The sequence below is a fragment of the Pseudoalteromonas sp. APC 3694 genome (genome assembly GCF_030407565.1).
GTDB classification, from domain to species: Bacteria; Pseudomonadota; Gammaproteobacteria; order Enterobacterales; family Alteromonadaceae; genus Pseudoalteromonas; species Pseudoalteromonas tetraodonis.
This window is the reverse complement of record NZ_JASDDE010000050.1, coordinates 1-21,037: the sequence shown is the minus strand read 5'-3', so window position 1 is coordinate 21,037 and position 21,037 is coordinate 1. Positions and strand designations below refer to the sequence as shown.

General features: G+C 41.8%; 15 protein-coding genes and 2 pseudogenes. 6 read left to right on the top strand and 11 right to left on the bottom strand.

Annotated elements, in window-relative coordinates:
- Positions 1-13: 13 nt before the first annotated feature.
- Both QMA00_RS14775 and QMA00_RS14770 read right to left on the bottom strand, forming a co-directional pair.
- A pseudogene (locus tag QMA00_RS14775) lies at positions 14-864 on the bottom strand (homocysteine S-methyltransferase family protein).
- Between the two features lie 228 nt (positions 865-1,092).
- Positions 1,093-1,338, bottom strand: coding sequence for a DUF3297 family protein (locus tag QMA00_RS14770; protein WP_076922344.1), 246 nt, complete (start codon positions 1,336-1,338; stop codon positions 1,093-1,095).
- 300 nt (positions 1,339-1,638) lie between these two features.
- Here QMA00_RS14770 and QMA00_RS14765 point away from each other — a divergent pair, with 300 nt between their 5' ends.
- The 3 genes from QMA00_RS14765 to QMA00_RS14755 all read left to right on the top strand — a co-directional run bounded on the left by QMA00_RS14765 (position 1,639) and on the right by QMA00_RS14755 (position 5,864).
- Positions 1,639-3,228 (top strand): alkaline phosphatase, encoded by a 1,590-nt coding sequence (locus tag QMA00_RS14765; protein ID WP_076922343.1) that lies wholly within the window; start codon positions 1,639-1,641, stop codon positions 3,226-3,228.
- An 11-nt stretch (positions 3,229-3,239) separates the two neighbouring features.
- Entirely contained in the window at positions 3,240-5,033 is a 1,794-nt protein-coding gene (locus tag QMA00_RS14760) for an alkaline phosphatase (RefSeq protein ID WP_076922353.1), read from the top strand.
- Positions 5,034-5,150: 117 nt separating this feature from the next.
- Entirely contained in the window at positions 5,151-5,864 is a 714-nt protein-coding gene (locus tag QMA00_RS14755; protein WP_076922342.1) for a hypothetical protein, read from the top strand.
- On the opposite strand, the pseudogene QMA00_RS14750 reads toward QMA00_RS14755, so the two are convergent.
- Positions 5,839-7,735: pseudogene (locus QMA00_RS14750) on the bottom strand (monovalent cation:proton antiporter-2 (CPA2) family protein). The gene QMA00_RS14755 and the pseudogene QMA00_RS14750 sit on opposite strands and share 26 nt — an antisense overlap.
- Before the next feature lie 210 nt (positions 7,736-7,945).
- On the opposite strand from QMA00_RS14750, the gene QMA00_RS14745 reads away from it, so the two are divergent.
- Genes QMA00_RS14745 through QMA00_RS14735 form a run of 3 tightly spaced genes read left to right on the top strand, consistent with a single transcriptional unit; the run spans position 7,946 to position 12,141 of the window.
- Positions 7,946-8,602, top strand: coding sequence for an ATP-binding cassette domain-containing protein (locus tag QMA00_RS14745; protein ID WP_076919843.1), 657 nt, complete (start codon positions 7,946-7,948; stop codon positions 8,600-8,602).
- A complete protein-coding gene (locus QMA00_RS14740; RefSeq protein WP_083703521.1) occupies positions 8,595-11,024 on the top strand; it encodes an FtsX-like permease family protein in 2,430 nt (809 codons plus the stop codon). Before QMA00_RS14745 ends, QMA00_RS14740 begins: the two co-directional genes overlap by 8 nt.
- Before the next feature lie 7 nt (positions 11,025-11,031).
- Positions 11,032-12,141: a lipocalin-like domain-containing protein gene (locus QMA00_RS14735; protein WP_076922340.1), complete on the top strand. Its 1,110-nt coding sequence runs from the start codon at positions 11,032-11,034 to the stop codon at positions 12,139-12,141.
- A 273-nt stretch (positions 12,142-12,414) separates the two neighbouring features.
- Here QMA00_RS14735 and QMA00_RS14730 read toward each other — a convergent pair whose 3' ends face one another.
- The 8 genes from QMA00_RS14730 to QMA00_RS14695 form a co-directional block, all read right to left on the bottom strand.
- Positions 12,415-13,305, bottom strand: a complete 891-nt coding sequence (locus QMA00_RS14730) for a hypothetical protein (protein ID WP_076922339.1) — start codon at positions 13,303-13,305, stop codon at positions 12,415-12,417.
- A gap of 207 nt (positions 13,306-13,512) precedes the next feature.
- Positions 13,513-16,047, bottom strand: a complete 2,535-nt coding sequence (locus QMA00_RS14725) for a TonB-dependent receptor (protein ID WP_016899008.1) — start codon at positions 16,045-16,047, stop codon at positions 13,513-13,515.
- A gap of 275 nt (positions 16,048-16,322) precedes the next feature.
- Entirely contained in the window at positions 16,323-17,168 is an 846-nt protein-coding gene (locus tag QMA00_RS14720) for a DUF4198 domain-containing protein (protein WP_016899009.1), read from the bottom strand.
- A gap of 34 nt (positions 17,169-17,202) precedes the next feature.
- Positions 17,203-17,712: a DUF2271 domain-containing protein gene (locus QMA00_RS14715; RefSeq protein ID WP_016899010.1), complete on the bottom strand. Its 510-nt coding sequence runs from the start codon at positions 17,710-17,712 to the stop codon at positions 17,203-17,205.
- Positions 17,712-18,344, bottom strand: coding sequence for a PepSY-associated TM helix domain-containing protein (locus QMA00_RS14710; protein WP_029609899.1), 633 nt, complete (start codon positions 18,342-18,344; stop codon positions 17,712-17,714). The genes QMA00_RS14715 and QMA00_RS14710 overlap by 1 nt, the downstream gene beginning before the upstream one ends.
- A gap of 82 nt (positions 18,345-18,426) precedes the next feature.
- Entirely contained in the window at positions 18,427-18,822 is a 396-nt protein-coding gene (locus QMA00_RS14705; protein WP_016899012.1) for a YbaN family protein, read from the bottom strand.
- Positions 18,823-18,964: 142 nt separating this feature from the next.
- On the bottom strand, positions 18,965-20,251 hold the full coding sequence (locus QMA00_RS14700) for a porin (protein ID WP_029609900.1): 1,287 nt from the start codon (positions 20,249-20,251) through the stop codon (positions 18,965-18,967).
- Between the two features lie 110 nt (positions 20,252-20,361).
- Entirely contained in the window at positions 20,362-20,844 is a 483-nt protein-coding gene (locus tag QMA00_RS14695) for a MarR family transcriptional regulator (protein ID WP_016899014.1), read from the bottom strand.
- Between the last annotated feature and the right edge of the window lie 193 nt (positions 20,845-21,037).

The window sequence follows — 21,037 nt, the reverse complement described above, 5'->3', positions numbered from 1 at the left end:
TAAATAAGCGATATTAAAGCGCTTTAATATCGCTTTTCCACTTTACCAGCGCTGCTATGAATTCGGGGCCAATACTACAGCAGCCGCCAATAATTGTCGCGCCTAGGCTATGCCATTGCTTTGCAAACGCTACATACTCAGCGGGTGATAAGTCGCGGTAACCTTGCGAGCCTTCATTGGCTTTATAATCGCTGGCGATTGGTGTAAAACCATTTGCAAAGACCCCTAAATCAACATTTTTATTCTGCTGTTTTAGTACGCGATTAGTGTCGCGTAGCGCTTGTTCAATAACCTCAGGGATAGAGCAGTTGAAGAATATGCCCGCTATATTATGTTCGAGTAATGCTAAGATAGCGTCGGATACTAATTCACCAGAGCGCAATGTCGCTTGTTCGCTTACTTCATCATTTAAGGTAAATGCGTAATAACATGGTTTGTTTGAATTCTTAAGCACCCTTGCCATAACCCGCGCTTCTTCAATGTTTGATGTGGTTTCACCAATCCAAACATCGACATATTCGTCTTGTGCTTTATACAGGGTATTTAAAATAGTAAATGCGCGTTCACTTTGGAAAAAATCAGCACGGTACGATCCAAATGCGGGTGGCAATGAACCCGCAACTAGCACGTTTTGATTAGTGTTTTGAGCTGCTTTTTTGCAATTACAGCAGCTTGCTGTGCAAGTGCTGCACCTTGTGCTTGGTAAAGCGTTTCACCTAAATGAAAGGGGACACACGCATAGCTATTTACTGTAATAATTTCTGCCCCCGCATTTATAAAAGCTTGATGCGCTTGAGTTACGCATTGTGGTGCTTCTATTAAAGCTTGTGCACTCCACAATGGCTGTGAAAATGGCGCGCCCATGCGTTTAAGTTCACGACCCATGCCGCCATCTAATATTGTTAACCTACTCATAATGGACTTCTATACGTCTAAATAATTAAAGCTATTCAAACATATTTTTTGAAAATTCATAATGAAACTTCATCAGGTTGAGTATGAAAAAAGTTCAACATGTTAAAGCTGTTTTTAAAAGGCACAAAAAAAGCGACTACCCAGTAAGGTGTCGCTTTTCTTTTTACAAGTAAGCTATTACTTGTAAAACGCTTCTACAGTGCCTTTTACTTTCATAAGTAATGGCTGGCCGCGACGGTCTAGCGCTTTAGGTGCCGCTACTTTTATCCAACCTTCGCTGATGCAGTACTCTTCAACGTCAAAACGCTCTTTACCGTTAAGTGTAATACCGATTTCATGTTCAAATACTTCTTCTACATAAAATTTGCTACGTGGGTTGATAGACAGTTGATTTGGTAATTCTGGTTTGTTTTTATCAGTCATATTGGTGATCTGCGTTGAATTAATTATGCGCTATTGTAGGCAATAGCAAGCTTAGGCTCAAGCAAGAGATCAATAAACTAATATATTGTGATGTGCTTTTATAGAGCTGTTACATATATTATGAGAAGGGTTAAGCAGTCGATGGAAATACAAAGTAGGTGTTATTGATATAAAATTTGGCTGTCACCTTCTTGTCATTAAAATTACCTTTATTAGTAACATCTATTTCCTATAGTACAGCGGTTGATGTTTTTTGTGTTCACACTTTTAAAAATAACCACTACATAATGGGAATTACGGATGAAAATTAAAAAAGTTGCTGCGGCAATCGCACTAACCTGTGCGTTTAGTGCCGTTAGTCATGCCAATGTTTTACCGCAAAGTCAAAAAGACAGCAGCTGGTACAGCGCTGCCCAAGCAAAACTAACAACAAAAACAACGCAAGCGCAGGCAATTAAAAACACTAAAGCTAAAAATGTTATTTTATTTGTAGGCGATGGCATGGGTATTTCTACCTTAACCGCAGCACGTATTTTACAAGGTCAACGCAATAATCAGCTTGGCGAAGAAGGCTATTTAAGCTTTGAGCAGTTCCCTTATTCTGCGCAAATTAAAACCTATAATGTGGATGCACAAACGCCAGACTCTGCAGGCACCATGACGGCCATGATCTCAGGGGTAAAAACCGATGTGGGTGTTATTGGTGTTGATGAAGATATTGAGCGCGGTGAGTGCTCAACGGTGGCTGGTAATGAGTTACTTACAGCCACTGAGCTTGCTGAAATTAAAGGCCTAGCAACAGGAATTATCTCTACTGCCCGCATTACCCATGCAACGCCTGCGGCAACCTATGCTAAATCAGCTGATCGCAACTGGGAAGATATCTCAGACATGCCAGAGGCAGCAGTTAATGCAGGCTGTGAAGATATTGCCTCACAGCTAGTTAACTTTGAAAAAAACCTAGAAGCGCGTTTTATAGGTACCGATGTTGATGGTTTAGACTTTGTAATGGGTGGCGGCCGTCGTCACTTTTTACCTAAAGATGCATCTGCAAATTCAAATGATGCAATGAGCGCCGTAGAAGGCGATCGTACTGATGAGCGCAACCTTGTTACTGAATGGCAAACACAATATCCAAATGGCACTTATGTGATGGATCAAGCTGGGTTTGATGCTATTGCCGATGATGCCACTAAAGTATTTGGCTTATTTAACGAATCGCACATGCAATACGAAGCTGACCGTGCCAACGATATAGCTGGTGAGCCGTCGCTTACCGATATGACCACCAAAGCGATTGATGTACTGGGTAAAAACGAAAAAGGCTTTTTCTTAACCGTAGAGTCGGGCCGTATTGACCATGCTCACCATGCGGGTAATGCTTTTAACGCACTTAACGACACTATTGAATTTGCAAAAGCCGTTCAAGCTGCCGTTGATAACACCGACCCTGAAGAAACGCTTATTTTAGTTACAGCCGATCACAGTCATGTATTTACTATTGCTGGTTACCCGAAACGCGGTAACCCAATTTTAGGTAAAGTGGTTGGTGTTGGCCAAACTACGCCAACGCTAGCTGCTGATAACATGCCATACACCACAGTAGGTTATGCAAATGGCCTCGGTTTTAGAAACTTAATCGATGAAACAGATGCGGATGCAAGCTATGAAACAGCTGCGGTTGCAGGACGTGTTGAGCTAAATGGTGTTGATACAAATACGCCAGGTTTTCACCAAGAGGCTACTGTTCCACTTGGCTCTGAAACGCATGCAGGTGAAGATATTTCATTGCATGCAATGGGCCCAGGTGCTCACCTTGCTCAAGGTGTTATAGAACAAAACGTTGTATTTCATTTAATTAATCAAGCTCTTGAACTAACTCAGCAATAATGGCGGCTCACATGAATAAATTAACAGTACTTTCTTTAGCAGTAATGGTCGCATTAACTGGGTGTTCGAGTGATGACGACAAAAACAGTAATAATATTTTAGCGGTAGATAACCAAATCGCAGTAGGCTCAGCACAATGTGTTAATGGCGGCGTAGAAACGCAAAGCGGTGTTGATACCAATACTAATGGGCAATTAGAGAGCAGCGAAGTAACGCACACTAACTTAGTATGTAACGACCCAGCTACCTCATTAACGAGTGAACAGCTCGCTTCATTAAGTAACAATGCTTGGTTTAGCGACGCACAAACTAAACTTGCTAGTGCGCAAGATGCAGCAAGTAAGGTAGTAACAGAGTCAGGTAAAGCGAAAAACGTGATCTTGTTTGTTGGTGATGGTATGGGTATTTCTACTATAACGGCAGCGCGTATTTTAGCGGGGCAATTGCAGGGTGAAATGGGTGAAGATCACCAATTAAGCTTTGAAACCATGCCGTATTCTGGGTTTGTAAAAACTTATAATGTAGATGCACAAACACCTGATTCTGCCGGTACGATGACAGCAATGGCCTCTGGTGTAAAAACCGATGTGGGTGTAATTGGTATTGATGAAGCAGTTGAGCGTGGTAATTGTGCATCAGGCAAAGGGCATGAGCTTGTTACTTCGTTAGAGCTTGCTGAAATTGCCGGTAAATCTACCGGTATTGTTTCTACGGCACGTATTACCCATGCAACGCCTGCGGCAACTTATGCTAAGTCGGCTGATCGTAACTGGGAAGATATTTCAGATATGCCAGCTTCAGAGTCAGCCAATTGTGAAGATATTGCTTCACAGCTGGTTAATTTTGAAAAGAACTTAGAAGCCCGTTTTAGTGGTGTTGATGTAGACGGAATCGAAGTGGTTATGGGTGGCGGGCGTCGTCATTTTTTACCTAAAGATGCAGCCTTTAATTCTGCAGATGCGGTGAGTGCTGTTGAAGGCGACCGTACTGATGCGCGTAATTTAGTGACAGAATGGCAAACAACTTACCCGACTGGTACTTACGTTATGGATCAAACTGGGTTTGATGCCATTAGCGATGATGCCACAAAGGTATTTGGTTTATTTAACGAATCGCACATGCAATACGAAGCTGATCGCGATAACGATATCGCTGGTGAGCCTTCGCTATCGCAAATGACCGAAAAAGCTATTAATGTTTTAGATAACAATGATAAAGGCTTTTTCTTAACAGTTGAGTCGGGCCGTATTGATCACGCCCACCATGCGGGTAACGCTTACAATGCATTAAACGACACTATTGAGTTAGCGAATGCAGTAAAAGTGGCGATGGAAAATACTAACCCAGAAGAAACACTAATCGTGGTCACGGCCGATCACAGCCATGTGTTTACTATTGCGGGTTACCCTAAGCGTGGCAACCCAATATTGGGTAAAGTGGTTGGTGTAGGCCAAACAGAGCCAAGTTTAGCTGCCGATGATATGCCTTATACTACGGTTGGTTACACTAATGGTGGTGGCTTTAGAGACTTAGGCAATGAAACCGATGCAGATGAAGGATATAACTTTGCACCCGTTACAGGGCGCGTTGATTTAAGCAATGTTGATACTACAACGCCGGGCTTTCACCAAGAAGCACTTGTGCCACTATCATCAGAAACCCATGCGGGTGAAGATGTGGGTGTGTATGCAACCGGACCTGGTGCCCACTTAGTGACTGGAACTAATGAGCAAAGCTTTTTATTCCATGTAATGGACTTTGCCGCAGATTTTGTAAAAGCGGCGGATGAAAAAGTAGCGCAATAAATTAACTAGCAAAACAAACAGCCCGCACACTGTGCGGGCTTTTTTGTGTCATACAAATGCCATTATTAAGCGTTATTTTAGAGTCATAAAGTAATGTTTAACTAAGAGATTACCCCAATGAAAAAGCTATTATTTATATTCTCAGCACTGGCCAGCACGAGTGCGCTCGCCCAGCAGTGCGACATTGATGCTGCGCAACTAAAAGCCGACTATAAAATTACCAATCAGCACAAATCGCAGCACAGCACCCAGTCACTTACTCTTTGGCGAAACAATCAGCAGGTGGCGCATCAAAGTGAAACACTAACCGAGCTTTGGCAGCAGCTAAGTAATAACCAGCTTCGTCCTATTCGCTACTTTAATGCCGAGCAACGCGGTATTGAGTACCAACCATCGGAGGTACGTGGAGTGCAAAATTGGAGCGCCAAAAGTCAGCTGGTGGATAACCATTTAATTGAAAAAATGACCCTAGTAAGTTCACAAGGTGAGGGTTGTAATGAGGTAAAAAATTACGTGCTTAATGAGGGCGATAACCAATTTAAGCTGACTTTTCTCCCGCAAGCAAAATTAGTTAAAACTTTTAGTGTGACTAATAAAAAAAGTGATACTCAAACCTTGCTTAGCTTAAATGATGTAAACAGTGATACACCTGCAATTAAGGCTCAGTTTGCAAAATGGGATAACTTTCAAACCACCGATTACGCGGATATTGGCGATAACGAAAGCGATCCATTTTTAGCTAAAATGATTAATCTTGGTTTTATAGAGCACGGCGCTACTGGTTTTTATAATCAGCAAGGCGAGGCTATTCAAGGTGGGCATCATCATTAGCATTTTTTGGCTTAACCGTGCTCTCAGTTAAGCCATTTTCATAATCGTTGGCGTCACAGGTATTTAAGTTTTGCCGTGCTTGTTTATCTTGTTGTAATACCTGCTTTAAATCTTCCATACGTTGGCGCACGGCTACGCCATAACTGGCATCATCACCCCATAACTCGGCAAGTTGCAGTACCGCAGCACGGTCGTGATCTCTAAATAACTTACCAGCACGCTCAGCGTCTTCTTTACTATTACCAAGCAATTGCAACGATTCTATGGCCAGGTTTATGGCTGAGTCGACGGTTTCGCGGTTAAACGCATTCACTTTTAAATTAAGTAATTGATATGCATGGCGGCGGTCTATGGCGCGCGCCACTATTTTTAATTGGGGGTAGTTTTTATGCGCCAGCTTAATAATCTCAATAGTTTTATCAGGGTCATCAATCGCGACAACCAGCATTTGTGCTGTATGCGCGCCCGCGGCTTCAAGCAGTTCTTGGCGTGCCGCATCACCATAAAATACGGTATTACCAAAGCGGCGCAGCAGTTCTATTTGGCTTGGGCTGTGATCAAGTACGGTAATTTCGTAGCCTTGCGCATGTAATAAACGCCCCATAATTTGCCCAAAACGGCCGTATCCGGCAATGATCACATGCTTAGCTGTGCTTATTTGTTCTGGTTTATCAAATTCGGGTGCCGTGGTGCTATAGTTGCGCTTTTGAATTGGCTCATACAACATCAGTAGTAAAGGCGCTATTAGCATAGAAACGGCAACCACAAGGGTAACTAAATTGGTTTGCTCTGGGGTTAAAATACTCAAGGTGGTGGTTACACTAAGCAGCACAAACGCAAACTCGCCGCCCTGAGCAAGGGCTAAGGTAAATAGCAGTTGCTGTTTACGACTAATATTAAAAGCCATTGCCAAGGCAAGTAAAATACAGGCTTTAATGACAATTAATAGCACCACTAAGGCAATCACGGTACTGAACTGATTAAACAGCAGTTCAAAATTAATTGATGCACCAACCGTGATAAAAAATAGTCCCAGTAATAAGCCTTTAAAGGGTTCTATATCGGCTTCTAGCTCGTGTCTAAATTCACTTTCGGCCAATACAACTCCGGCTAAAAAAGTACCCAGTGCGGGCGATAAGCCAATACTTTGCATCACCAGCGAAATAGCCACCACTAAAAACAATGCAAAAATTGTGAATATTTCACGCATGTGGGTTTGTGCTATGTATCTAAATAGTGGTGCCGACACATATTTACCGCCAGCAATGATAGCGGCAATAACAGCAACAGAAGCCCCAACTTGCTGCCAAATAGGCCAGCCTGCAATGATGGAGTCGCTAATGTCTTTTGAGTTACCTTGTGGTGCAAAAGCCAGTAAAGGGAGCAGCGCTAAAATAGGAATAATCGCAATATCTTGAAATAATAAAACCGAAAATGCATTTTGCCCAGCTTCTTGTTTTAACCAGCCTTTTTCTTCTAAGCTTTGCAGCACAATAGCAGTTGAAGACAGTGCGAGCATTAAGCCTATAGCCAGTGCTGTTTGCCAATGCATGGCAAAAAAACCAATAACAAAAGGCAAAAATAGCCGCTGCACTTAATACTACCTGCAATCCGCCAAGCCCTAAAATTGAGTGGCGCAGCGTCCACAAACGCGAAGGTTGCAGTTCAAGGCCAACTAAAAATAGCATCATCACTACGCCAAATTCAGCAAAGTGCATTACATCAGTTTGGTCACCTACGACTCCTAATGCATAAGGGCCTATCAAAATGCCAGCAATTAAATAACCCAGCACAGAGCCAAGTCCAAGTCGTTTTGCTATAGGAACTGCAACAATGGCGGCAGCTAAGTAAATTAACGCTATTTCTAACACATGCTTACCTTATTAACGTTGAGATAAATAGCATGGCTTAGGTGCGTATAAAATACAATGAGTTACGAAAGTAAAAAGTGCTTTAGCTTACCAGTAAAATTAACTTTACTGGTAGCGGTCACAAAAAGAACGCTTATTTGAGCTTTTTACTGATATGGTATCGTTTATATAACAGACCGTATTTTTTGTTGCAGGAATGACCTTTTCTTTATGATTTCGCTAAATAATGTGTTTTTTACACGCCAAGATGGTGGCTTAAAACGACAAATAATTAATGACTTATCGTTAACTATTTTGCCTGCAGCGCACATTGCCTTACTAGGTGATAGTGGCTCGGGTAAAACAACATTATTAAATTTATTAGCCGGTTTACTGTCTCCAGATGCAGGAACTATTACGGTTAATAAACAAAAAATAAGTGAATTGAGTGCCAATGAACTTGCGCTTTATCGGCGTAAAATAGGTATTATTTTTCAGCATTACCAATTACTCAGCCCGTTAAATGTGAAAGACAATATGTGTTTTCAAGCAAGGCTTAATGGGTTATCGCCTAGCGACGATGAAGTAAATACGATGGCTAAAAAACTGGGGTTAGAAGGCAAGCTTACAGCAATGCCTGAGCAACTCTCAGGTGGTGAGCAGCAGCGGGTGGGCATAGGTCGTGCGCTATTAAATAAGCCTAAGCTGTTATTGGCTGATGAACCTACGGGTAACCTTGATGCCGCTCGCTCACTCGATATAGTTACGCTACTAAAAAGCCTGTGCGAAGAGCAGCAAATAATACTTATTATGGTCACTCATAGTCAGCGATTGGCCGATCAGTTTGCTACGCAATTGTTTTTAAAAGATGGCCAAATTAATGGCTGAGCTTAAACTTATATTAATAACGTATATGCAGTTTTATCGCCGTCATGTAGGGCTGTTATTCCTGTTTTTCATTGGTTTTAGTTTAGGCGCGGCGCTACTTACTGCAATACAGGGCTTAAATTTAGAGGCCGGTAAACGCTATCAACAAACCACAGCACTAATTGCAAACCCAGTGACGCATTTTGTTCGCCCTGTGCTAGGTGAAAATAGGTTGCCCAACAGTATGTGGTCGCGTATGAGGGCGGCTGGCTTTACGCAGGTTCAACCGGTTTTAGAGGGCGTAATTGAAACCAATAAGCAGCAAAAACTCGCGATTAGAGGCGTCAATTTATTACAGTGGCTTACAGAAAATACCGGCGGCTCAGCATCAACAACCAACAATCGTTATTCTGGGTTTGAACAGATACTAAATACTGTTTATATCGACCCTAAATTAATGCAGCGGCTAAATTTAAAAAACAGCCGCATTAATATAAACATGGGCGATGCCACTGTTACTTTAGCGGTAAGCGAATTACAAGGTTTAGGCATGACCATGCTGGTGGATATTAGCCTTGCCGACAAGTTACTGCGCGCAAATGGGGCAATTAATTACCTTGAAGTAAGTGGCTTAAATAACAAACAAGCAGCCCAGTTAAACGTATTGTTAGGCGAGCAAGCACGGCTTGAAGCTGCGCAAGAGCAAGCTTTTGATGCGCTCTCTGAGGCATTTTTCTTTAATTTACAAGCGCTGGCTTTGTTAGGTTATGTGGTGGGTGCGTTTTTAAGTTTTAATGCAATTAAGCTGGCATACAATGCGCGTGCTCACTTGCAGCAGCAAATGTGGGTGCTGGGTTGTCAAAGGTCGGTGTTAATTAAAGCGCTGGTTATTGAATTAACAGTGCTTAGTTTTTTTGCTGCGTTATTAGGTGCGTTATTAGGCGCGGCACTGGCAAACGCCTTAGTTATGGATGTATCGGCGACTCTTCGAGGGCTTTACCAACTAGACAGAAGCTTTGTAGTAAGCCTTGATAGCAGTATGATTGTCAGCGGTTTTACACTTAATATTGTTGTTTTGTTGGGGTTTTTAGCCAGTCAATCGGCTCGATTAAGTACTTTTTTAGCGCGTATTAAATGGCTAATGTTTGCGTTAGCTATTTGTGCAGCCAGTTACTTAGCGCTAACGGCAAATACCAAAATAAGCGCCTTATTGCTGTGTGTTTGTGTGTTACTCCTCTTTTTTGTTATTACGCCACCGGTAGTTAAAGCCGTTTTTAAATTGCCATGGCCAACACAAAATCCCATTATTCACTGGTTAAAAGCCGATAGCCTAGTGCAATTACCCGCATTACTAAGCTCGGTACTCGCTATTTTAATGGCTATGGGGGCCGCCGTAGGTATGCAGATTATGGTTGGCAGTTTTAGTGACACCTTAGATACACACCTTGAAAAACGCCTAAGCGCCGATTTATACGTAAGGCCCGATCAAAACATTCAAGCGTTAGGGGCTAAATTGCGTGAACTCCCAGAGGTCGAAAAAGTAGGCGTATATTGGTCAGCTAAAAGTGAGCTTAAAACACCTAAAAATAGGATTGCTGTTGATGTTATGGCATTTGGTGCAACGGCCAGCTACAACCAACACCTTACTTTGTTAAACAATAAAGCACCTACATCTGCAGTATTTGAAAAAAACAAAAACGGGGTGGTGGGTTGCTTAGTGAACGAACCCGCCTTGCTGCAGTACTCGCTTAAAGTAGGTGATGTAATAACCCTAAAACAGCATATTAATACACTAACGTGCCAAGTACGTGCTGCCTATTTTGATTACGGCGAGCAAGGGTTAAATGTTGTTGTAACAACTAATGTATTATTGAATAGCAGCTTAAATTACACTGAGTCTGGTTTATCGCTTTGGCTAAATCCTAATAGCGACGTAGACGCCATGGCCGAATATATTCAAAAGCAGCACCAATTAGATAGCCAGCAAGTTATTGCGAACCAGCAGTTTAAACGCTTTGCAAAACAGTTATTTGGTAAAACTTTTTATGTTACTCAGGCGCTTAATATATTTATTATGCTGATTGCACTATTTGGCATGTGGGTAAGCTTTTTAACTTTAGGGCGTGGGCAATTACAGCCCATGGCGGTATTGCAAACGCTGGGTGTCACCCAGCAGCAATTATTGGGAGCAAAAGTACTGCAAGCTGCACTTATTATTTTAACCACCTTGTTATTAGCTATACCACTGGGGCTTAGCCTTGGATGGGTACTATTAACTTACGTCATGCCAATTGCCTTTGGTTGGACCATGGCCATGACCGTTAATTGGCTGCAATTAGGGGGCTTTACGGTGCTTATGTTTATGTTAGCTTTATTTGTGAGCGCGTTACCGCTAATAAAATTAACGCGAAGCGCCGTTGCCGATAATGTTGCCAAGCTATAGGACTTACATGAATAGACTAAAAGCAGCCGTTACCTTTATTTTTATTGGCGCATTAAGCGCGTGTCAGCCCGAAGCAGAGCAAGTAAATCAAAATAAACCAATGCATAGCGGGTTTGCACAACAATTTGGTGAACCTGTAAACAAAAACCAAGGACTGAGCTTTCCACGCGATCATGGGGCGCATCATCAACAAGGAATTGAATGGTGGTACGTAACTGCTAATTTAAAAGCAGATAATGGCGACACCTTTGGTGTGCAATGGACTTTATTTAGGCTCTCGGTTGATGAGCAAAGCACACAAACAGAACCATCGCCTTGGTGGAATGGGCAGCTTTACTTTGCTCACTTTGCAATACAAACCGATACCCAGCATCAGGCGTTCGAGAAATATGGCCGCTCGGGGCAAGTAAATATAACAGCACAGCCATTTGAGGCTCGCCTAGATGATTGGCAGCTAGCAAGTAAAAAAGCAGCATTTTTACCGCTTAGCTTAAAGGCACAGCAGGAAAATTACAGTGCAAACCTGGTGCTGGCTAATAGCCCGCTTGTAAAGCATGGCGAGCAAGGTTATAGCCAAAAAACCCACCAGGGGCATGCCTCTTACTATTACAGCTATCCGTTTCTACAAGCCAAAGGCGACATCACATTTGCGGGTAAAACTTTTAAAGTAACTGGAGATGCTTGGTTAGACAGAGAGTGGTCTTCGGCGTTAATCGATCCTACCCAAAATGGTTGGGACTGGTTTAGCATTCAGGCTGATGATAAAAAACAGGGTGGTTTGATGGCATTTTGTATTCGTAATGGCCAACAAAGTTATGATTACTGCAATGCATCGCACATTACGTCCGATGGACAAGTACGCGCTATTGACAATAACGACGTGACCTTGCAGGTATTAAAAATATCTGAGCTTACAACCCAAACGGCGCAAACAACGGCCAGTAGTAAAACCTACCCTGTTAAATGGCACCTCAAGGTTAAAGGGTTTGAGCCTATTATAATTGAAGCGCGTAACCCCGATTCACGTAATCAATTGAGCATTCCCTACTGGGAGGGGCGAATTAAAACCCAAGGCGGTTTTAAAGGTAAAGGTTATGCAGAGTTAGTTGGTTATTAGAGGGCTATAAAACGGCTTTCAAAAAATGCACTTAAGCCAAGGCTAAGTGCATTTTTATTAAGGGCTTAGTATATTAACCTGAACTCTGGATAATAAATCTATCTCAAGCAGCTATTTTGAGCGCTAACTGCGTTGAATTTACTTGCAATAGACTAGCTATTGACGCGTAATTTCGCCTTGTTTTCACTGAAAATCTCTGGCTAGAGAAAACAAACATAAATATCATTTTGATTCAATATTTTAGTAAATCTCTTAACCAGAGTTCAGGTTATATTAGTCTAGCTTTACTGAACCAGAGATATTATCGATGCTAACATCACCAGAGCCTGCTTCTGTAATTGTTAGCCCTTTAGCGTGATTAACGCGAATATCGCCAGAGCCATCTTCAATAGTTACGCTTGAGCCAATATGTTCAATCAGCATATCTCCAGAGTTATCGTCTACGGTAACTGCGCCATTAATATGTTTAATAGTTATGCCGCCCGAGCCATCTTCAACGTTTAATACACCTGTTACATTAGTAACTTGCATTTCGCCTGAACCATCTTCAATTGCGACATTACCACTGACATTATCAATATCAATGCTGCCTGAGCCATCATTTAATGCTAAATCGCCGACTACATTTTTTACGTAAATACTGCCCGAGCCATCGTCAATATTTAAGTTTTTAGCACTATTAATATTAATGCTGCCAGAGCCATCTTTTACATCAATATTGCTTTGCATCGCGTTAATAACAATATCGCCTGAGCCGTCGTTAATATCTAAATTTAGGGTGTTAGGTACGGTAACAACTAAATTGATACTTGGTGATTGCCCGCTGTAAAAGCTAATCCCATTATTACTTGTATTTTGTGCAACAAGTTTTGCTTGTGTACCGCTTTTCTCAAGGGTGAGTTCGTATTCATCGTCAATGTCGGCGGTGTAGATGATGGCATCAACGCTAATATTGGTTGCAGTATTAGAGCCCTGAATATCGAGCGAACCGGCACCACTTAATATCGTTAGGTGCTCAAGGTTATTGCTTGGTAGTGAAAGCTGCTGGGTTTGTTTAACTGATGCGACACTGGGCGATATGTGAAATACACAACCGCTGAGTAATAAAATGCCGCTAATTAGTGAAACGGGCTTAGTGAAGTTGAATAGAGTTGATGCGCTCATGTTTAGTCCTTTGATATTGATTATTTTAGTTAATATACAAAGTATAGAGCAAAATTGAGGCCGAAATGTAAGTTGTTGTTTTATATGAGATGGCAGCAGTAGTTAAAAAGTTAAAATGCTAAAATATGGTTAAAAATACTAAATGTTAATAAAAAGGATGCACACTGCATCCTTTTGTAATTACTCTATTGTTAATGGGCGTTTTACTTAAAAATTGTAAGTAATGTTACCGTATAAAAAGCGCCCATCTAAACTGTAGGGTGTGTAAGGCGTGTACGGAAATATTTGGCCAAAGTTAGAGTAGCCAATATTATCTACCGTTGCTTGAGGGTACTGATCGAACAAGTTATTTGCACCCACTGCAAATTTCCACGCTTCGTTAGGACGATAAGCGACTTCTAAATCGGCAATCCATTTAGCATCTAAATATTCATCACCCTCGCTGGTGGTTGAAATATCTGCCACTTCCCCATAGCGAGTTGCACGCAAGGTTGTTTGCCATTGGTTAAAGCTCCAAACAGCCGATAGGTTTAGTTTGTTATCGGGTGTGCCTTGCTCAAAACGGCCTACTTCACGACGGGCAAATACCACGTAGTCATCGCCTAAAGAATTTAGCTCGCTCGGGTTTGCATCTACATGAGTCACTTCGGTATCGTTAATGTTTGCCGCCGCATTTAAGCGCACATCACCCAATGTATTTAAATCAAGTGTGTACGTTGCCACAATATCAACACCTTGCGTGCGCGAATTGATGGCGTTGGTAAAGTAACGAACACTTTCGGTATTTAGCTCGCCAGCATTCGCTAGAATTTGCTGCACAGCGTTACCGCTTAAGTTTTCAGAGAGTACAATCCGGTCATCAATATCAATGCGATACGCATCAACTGTTAAGCTAAAGCCACCTTGAGTGTAAACAAATCCAGCGGTAACGTTAACTGAGTCTTCTGCATCGAGCTGTTTTGCACCTAACGCTTGCGCTGCAGGAGCAGAGCTTGGGAATAGACCAACTTCAAAAGGCTGGTTATTTTCGAGAATAGTCGATATTTGACGGTACGAGCTTTGTGCAAGTGACGGCGCACGAAAGCCAGTACTTGCCGCACCACGTAACGATAGGTTGTCGTTAATACTGTAACGCGTGGCTAATTTTGAAGTAAATGTGTTACCAAAATCGCTGTAATCTTCATAGCGACTGGCTAAAACAACATTCCATTTATCAGTTAAGTAAGTATCAAATTCAGCAAATACAGCAACATTATGACGACTTTCATTGGTTGCGCTTTGCGGCCCAAACCCAGGAAGCACTTGCGCACCGCCAGCAGCAATTGGGTTACCGTTGTTATCAAGCGCAGTAATATAAGAGGCTTCTTCGCCTTGCTCTATTTTATAGCTTTCACGGCGGTATTCAGCACCAATAGTGAAAAACACATCATCGGGTAGACCAAAATCAACGCTGGTATTGGCATCAAAATTAACTAAAAATTGATCGTAAACCATGGCGCCGTTATCAAACTCAGTTTGGCTGTTAGTACCTAAAGAAGTATTTAGGCTATTTACAACCCCTAAACCAAAGTCATTTCGGCCGTAGTTGGTGCTTACATCCCAAGTCCAGTCGCCACTATCGCCTTGTAAACCAAGTGCCAGCGAGTAATCTTTTACGTCGGTAGCAATTTGTGGCAAAAAGCCATTTGGGTATAGCTCTAAAACATTGCGGCTGTCTTTTGCACGACGGTAAAATCCGCCCGAGTTACCTTCACGCTCTGAATAGCTACCAAACGAATAAACATTAAAGCCATTCTCTAAATCGTATCCCATATTGTAAAACAAAGCGTAGTCTTCCAGCGCTGCTTTACCAAAACGGTGATTGTAGCGATCAATTGTAAATTCGCGTGGGTCTAGGCTGCCATCATCTAGGCGGCTGTATTGTTCGCGCGGATCAAAACCAGAGCGTTGAGTTGAGTTGTTATCACGGTATTCAATTGATACATTTACAAAACCATTGTCTGTTAATGAAAAACCTGAGTTTGCGCTAATTGTGCGGGTACTACCGTCGTTAACGTGACGATCGTCGCCTAAATTAAATGCAAGGTTGCCGTTATCATCCGCATAAGTGCTATTTAGTTGCGGTACACCGGCCATTTGGCTGTCGTATTGGCCATAAGTTACGCTAACACTGCCGCCTTCGGTGGCATCTTTTAAAACAATATTGATTACTCCCGCAATGGCGTCAGAGCCATATTGTGCTGCAGCCCCATCGCGCAGTACTTCAACACGCTTAATTGCAGAGGTTGGGATCATGTTTAAATCAACCGCGGTAGAGCCGCGACCAACCGTACCCCCTAAGTTTAATAACGCACCAGAGTGGCGACGCTTACCGTTAATAAGGACTAAGGTGTGATCGGGTGCAAGGCCTCTTAAAACCGCTGGGCGAGCATGATCGGTGCCATCAGAGAGTGTGGCACTTGGGTAGTTAAAGCTCGGGACTTGGTTAGCGAGCACTTGGCTAATTTCAAGTTGCCCCGTACTTGCCATATCGTCGCTGCTAATAATATCTACAGGCACAGTACTTTGCGCAATACTACGCAAACTGCGGCGCGTGCCTGTTACTGAAATTACTTCGATATTTTCTTCGACTTGGTTAGTTTGCTCAGCCGCATTAGCAGCTGAAAAAGAGGCGCTAAGTGCGGTGGTAATAGCCAAGCTAAGTGCTAATTTTTTATTAGCTGATAAATGCTGAAAAGTCATTGAGCGTGCCTTGAAGATTTTGAAAAGGGCGCATCATATATAAGCGGCTAATGCATCGCAAAGATCTAAATTGACTAAGTTATTCAACTATTTTCATAAAAATAAGTGATCGGAATAATAGATTGAAATAGGAACAGACAAGGAGGCTAAAATATAGGATTATGCTTATTTAGGCAGCGAAAAAGACTAACTTGCTTTAAAGCTTTGCTAAAGGGGTTTAATTATAAAGAAGCTACAGGCCAAACGATTAATGTGGCCTGTAGGGAATTAAAAATTTATTCAGGTGCTACTTCAAGGGTGGTAAATAATACATAGCGGCTGGCGTCTACATCTTTTTCGTTTACTGTCACTTTTTGAGAGGTTTCGATTAGGTATAGGCCTGGCTCTTTCCACGTTGTGCTAAACATGCCGTTTTTGTCGGTCGTTACTTTTATTTCGCCACGTTCGTTACGGTAGCGTGTATCACCTTTTAAAATGCTTATTTCAATGCCTTCGCCAACCGGCTTTCCATCGCTTATTAGCTGAAAGCGCGCTTGCTCGCCAACAAATAAATCGTTTGGATGCGTTGGGCCGCTAAGCTCTAAGCCTTGACCTAATTGTGCTGGTTTAGAGGTACCATTATGACTAACAAAGGTATCAACAGTAGAGATGGTTTTAATTGTAGTGATGTCGCTGGCGTCTTTAGGTAGATTGGCATCTGCTTTTTTGGCGAATACACGGCTTCGCTCACCTGCTGTATTTTTGTAGAATGTCATGTACATAGGTTTTTGCGTCATCGCAATATGATAGGTGCCTTGTTGCTGAAGTTTTACTGCAGCAGAGCTTTTGCGTTGTAGGTAATAGGCACGAATGGTATCGGTAACTTGCTCGCCATTTGGGGCAAGTGCCATAAGCAGAGTATCGTCGTACTCTGCGCCTTTTGTGCTTGGACGAAATGCTTTATCAGGTGCAAAAATTTCGTTAGAAATACTCGCATCAATCATTACATAATGGGCTTTATCCCCTGATAGCGAGGTATGCGAAGGTAGTAACCAGCGGCCATGTGCACTTGCAGCTGTTGATACCAGCGCTGATAAACTCAGTGCGCCAATGAGTGCTGTTTTTAATAAATTAACGTTCATTATTTTTCCTTTAAATTTGAATGATAAGTAGGGACTACCTAGCGGATACAGTGACAAAGCTGGTTGAAAATTCGTTTTTGCCATCAATGGTTATTTTTCCTGATTGGGTTAAATCAAGCTCAATACGGCTGTAATCACGCCCGCCTTCTTCACGAACAACTTCAACATTTAACAGGTATTTTCCTGCGATAACTGATTTGCCATTAAGATCGTTTCCGTCCCAATTAATGGTATAAGTGCCTGCGCGTTTGGTTGCGCTACTAACCCCATCGAAGTTTGCATCACTTTTACCTGCTTTACGCCACCATTGGCGTAGGTCTTTAAACCATTCCGCTTTTTGTACCCAAAGCGCTAAAGTTGTGACATGTTTACGCTCTGGTGTTTCGAGCCAAACAGCAACATAAGGTCGATGATAGGGCTGCACATCTAACTCAGGTAAAGTTAATTCGATTTCTAATTGGGGTGATTGCGCTGCCACCGAAGTGTGAAAACACACGGCAATTAACAGCAATACGGTGCTAATTAAAGATTTAAACTTGAACATTAAAACACTCCTTTAATTTGTGGAACCCAGCATAAATAAATAACCAATGGTGTTGCGATTCCTAATACGGTTATCCATATTCCTGCTAAGCGTTTTTTTCTGTTTTGAAATAAAATAATCATGCCGGTGATGGCAAATAGAATCATCAGCACCGCTGATATATCAATAACCCAGCTCCATACTTCTCCTGAGTGACGACCTTTGTGTAAATCGCTGATAACACTTAAAAAACCACCGGTTTGATAATCGAGCAACAATTCGCCACTGATAAAATCAAACTCTGCATAGGCATAGCCTGCTGGTAATGGGTAGTCGAGCATAACCAGTGAATCTTGCTTTTCCCATTCAATGCTTTTCACTTTATTAAGCCCATAGTGTTTGGCTAAATAAGCTTCTATTTGGGGATAAATAGCAGGCAGGCTATTTAATTGTGTATTTGCTTGAGTAAGCAGATCTTGGGGGATTTGGACCGTAATTTGGCCATTTTTTTTATCGTTTTTTAACCAGTCAACATGGTTTAGCACTATACCGCTTACACAAAATAGAATAAGTAAAAAAAACAAAGCGGTGGAAATATAGATATGTAGGGTACGACTTGTACTATATAAAGTGCGTTTATTAACAAAGGGCATAAAAGGAGCTGGGTTATTTAATTTATACGGATGATAATGATTTGCATTAGCTGTTACAAATTTATTTACCAAACTTTACACTTTATTTTTTAGGAGGAGCTGAGGGCTTAGAAATTAAGTAAGCCATAACCAGCACTTCAACAACAGCCACTAGGGCAATAATCCAAGCTGGAGGGCTGTTGTATAATAAAAATATAAAGCCTATTAGCATACCTATACCCGCAGCATACTTTGCCTTTACAGGAACCACTTGATGGGCGCGCCAATGTTGTAATGTTGTGCCAAAGCGAGGGTGGTTTAATAGCCAAGACTCAAGCGCCACGGATGAGCGAGCAAAACAGGCTAAGGCTAAAATTAAAAACGGCGTGGTTGGCATAACCGGTAGGGCAACACCAATAATGCCCAGTAATACACACAGTAGCCCCAGCAATTTAAAGCCGAAATTTTTATAATAAATAAAAACGTTTTTTATGCTCACTTTAGCTCTTTTTTAATTAATTAAACGGTAAAAGGGTAAGCTAATTAAAAGGTAAAATGAAGAGAAAATGGCTTAGTTGCATGTTATCAACTAAGCCATTTAGGGTTAGCAAAGGAAAAGAATTTCCTGATTGCACTACCTATTAAAAGTAATAGCCTAAATTAATATTAAAACGGCGCTCGGTATCGCCATCACCAATAATGGTACCGCCAATAAAGGGTTGATTGCGGGCTTGTACGAAATCAACATAACTAAAGAATCCGCCAGCAGTAATGCTCATACCGGTTACATTCATCCAAGTATTGGCGCTATTATCTGACTTGTTGTAGATGATCCCATAGTCGTTATAAAACTGCAGGTTGGTAACTGGGCCCCATTCTAGTGCGTAGTCATAGGCAATATTAAAGTTGGTCATTGTGGCTTGGCTCGATACACTGTCATAATAGTCAAAAGCACCCACCGCAAAGCGGTTATTACCATCGTCTAAGTCGTAGTCATATTCACCGTGTTGCAATTGAATATTCCAGTTATTAATGTTGCTGTTTAAGTGAACAGCCCAAGCACTGTAATTACCAGCGCGGTCTTCACCGTCGTGAAGTCCACCACTGAGTAACGATACCCCGATGTCAGTTGTGATATTTTTACTATGCTCAAGCTGATAAGTAGCGCGACCAGCAAAGGTGTTGTATTCACCAAGTTGCTTTGCTGGCTCGGCATAGGTGCCTTCATCTGCAGGGCGACTACCAACAATATCATAAGAGTAACGATGATTTTTGTCTGATGCTGAGCCATCAACTCCACCCAGTTCATCATTTTTGAAAAAGCCTAAATCAAGTGTCCAGTTGTCTTTAAGTTTGCGCTTAGCAACCACACCTAAATCAAAATCATCTTCTAGGCCAACATAGTAGTTAGTGCTAAAAAAGTAGCTGTGGGAATTATAAGGACCGTTACCAAACGGCACGGCTGTTATGCCTGCCTGAGCTTCCCAGCCATCAATAAATTCGTACCCTAAGTAAGCGTACTTTACGACAGTCATATAATCGTAAAAGCGTATTTCACCATTGACTGAAATATCATTAATTTCGCCAGAGACATTTAACCGGAAAATATCAAAATCAAAGTCACCACCGCGATCTTCATTGTCTTCATCGTAAGAGTTTATACCGTAGTTAGCGCGAATAGCACCTCCTACCTTTATTCCAGATGATTGCTTTTCTTGCTGTGCAGTATCTGTAGAAGTAGCTTGCAACTGTTTACTAACTTGTTCTACTTGCTGAGACTTTTTTTCAGCGAGTTTGCTTTCAAGTTTATCTACTTGTTGCTTTAACTGCGTTAATTGGCTTTGGAGAGGTTGAAGATTTGATGCATAAGAATTGCTAGCAACACCACTTAAAATTAATGCGAGTGTTAGTTTTGAGAGTTTAGTCATAATAGCCGTTTTGATTGTGATTAAAAAATAAAGGCGCAACGATGCGCCTCTTAGTGTGGAAAAAGGAGAAAATGGCAGACTAATTTAGTTTATTGTTTTTATACTGCATTTTATTCTTTAGAAGTTTGAAACAGTGCGCCTACTTCTAAAAGAGGAGAGGCATCTAGCTTATCTGCATCCATCATTGCGGCAATACGTTGCATTGATGAAAGTAGTAGGCTCTGTTCCCATTCAGCAAGCGCTGAAAATTTTTCGATAAAGTGTTCTTGCAAGGGCTGAGGCGCTTTTTCGAGTAATTCTTTACCTTGTTCAGTAAGGTATAAGCTGACCCGGCGTTTGTCCATTTGACTACGAACGCGTGTTACCAAATTCTTGCTTTCTATTCGGTCAAGAATATTTGTGACCGTTGCCGGACTTAAATTGACGTTTTGCGCAATACGACTGGCGGTAATACCATCAGTTTGAGACACTTCTTGCATAATAAGCAGTTGTGGTCCAGTTAAACCCGCTGTTTTATTAAGTTGCTTTGAATGTAAGTCAATCGCACGGATCACCTTGCGTAAAGAAACTAGTAACTCGTCATATTTTTGCATTTGTTTGTCTCATGAAAGGCGAATCAGTTGCCGTAATCACGAAATGTTACACATCAAATAAATTGAATTCAAATGATATATATCATTTAACGCCGCTATTAGGGTCTGTTGACCTTTGTGGATTAAAATTTGTTCAAGCTAGGGGCGGTTTAATCGCGGCGCGAGGTTTGTAACCTAGTGGGCTAAGTCAAAA

Excerpts from the sequence above, each read along its gene's own strand:
- QMA00_RS14770 (WP_076922344.1), bottom strand. The coding sequence starts at position 1,338 with ATGACTGATAAAAACAAACCAGAATTACCAAATCAACTGTCTATCAAC.
- QMA00_RS14765 (WP_076922343.1), top strand. The coding sequence starts at position 1,639 with ATGAAAATTAAAAAAGTTGCTGCGGCAATCGCACTAACCTGTGCGTTT.
- QMA00_RS14760 (WP_076922353.1), top strand. The coding sequence starts at position 3,240 with ATGAATAAATTAACAGTACTTTCTTTAGCAGTAATGGTCGCATTAACT.
- QMA00_RS14755 (WP_076922342.1), top strand. The coding sequence starts at position 5,151 with ATGAAAAAGCTATTATTTATATTCTCAGCACTGGCCAGCACGAGTGCG.
- QMA00_RS14745 (WP_076919843.1), top strand. The coding sequence starts at position 7,946 with ATGATTTCGCTAAATAATGTGTTTTTTACACGCCAAGATGGTGGCTTA.
- QMA00_RS14740 (WP_083703521.1), top strand. The coding sequence starts at position 8,595 with ATGGCTGAGCTTAAACTTATATTAATAACGTATATGCAGTTTTATCGC.
- QMA00_RS14735 (WP_076922340.1), top strand. The coding sequence starts at position 11,032 with ATGAATAGACTAAAAGCAGCCGTTACCTTTATTTTTATTGGCGCATTA.
- QMA00_RS14730 (WP_076922339.1), bottom strand. The coding sequence starts at position 13,305 with ATGAGCGCATCAACTCTATTCAACTTCACTAAGCCCGTTTCACTAATT.
- QMA00_RS14725 (WP_016899008.1), bottom strand. The coding sequence starts at position 16,047 with ATGACTTTTCAGCATTTATCAGCTAATAAAAAATTAGCACTTAGCTTG.
- QMA00_RS14720 (WP_016899009.1), bottom strand. The coding sequence starts at position 17,168 with ATGAACGTTAATTTATTAAAAACAGCACTCATTGGCGCACTGAGTTTA.
- QMA00_RS14715 (WP_016899010.1), bottom strand. The coding sequence starts at position 17,712 with ATGTTCAAGTTTAAATCTTTAATTAGCACCGTATTGCTGTTAATTGCC.
- QMA00_RS14710 (WP_029609899.1), bottom strand. The coding sequence starts at position 18,344 with ATGCCCTTTGTTAATAAACGCACTTTATATAGTACAAGTCGTACCCTA.
- QMA00_RS14700 (WP_029609900.1), bottom strand. The coding sequence starts at position 20,251 with ATGACTAAACTCTCAAAACTAACACTCGCATTAATTTTAAGTGGTGTT.
- QMA00_RS14695 (WP_016899014.1), bottom strand. The coding sequence starts at position 20,844 with ATGCAAAAATATGACGAGTTACTAGTTTCTTTACGCAAGGTGATCCGT.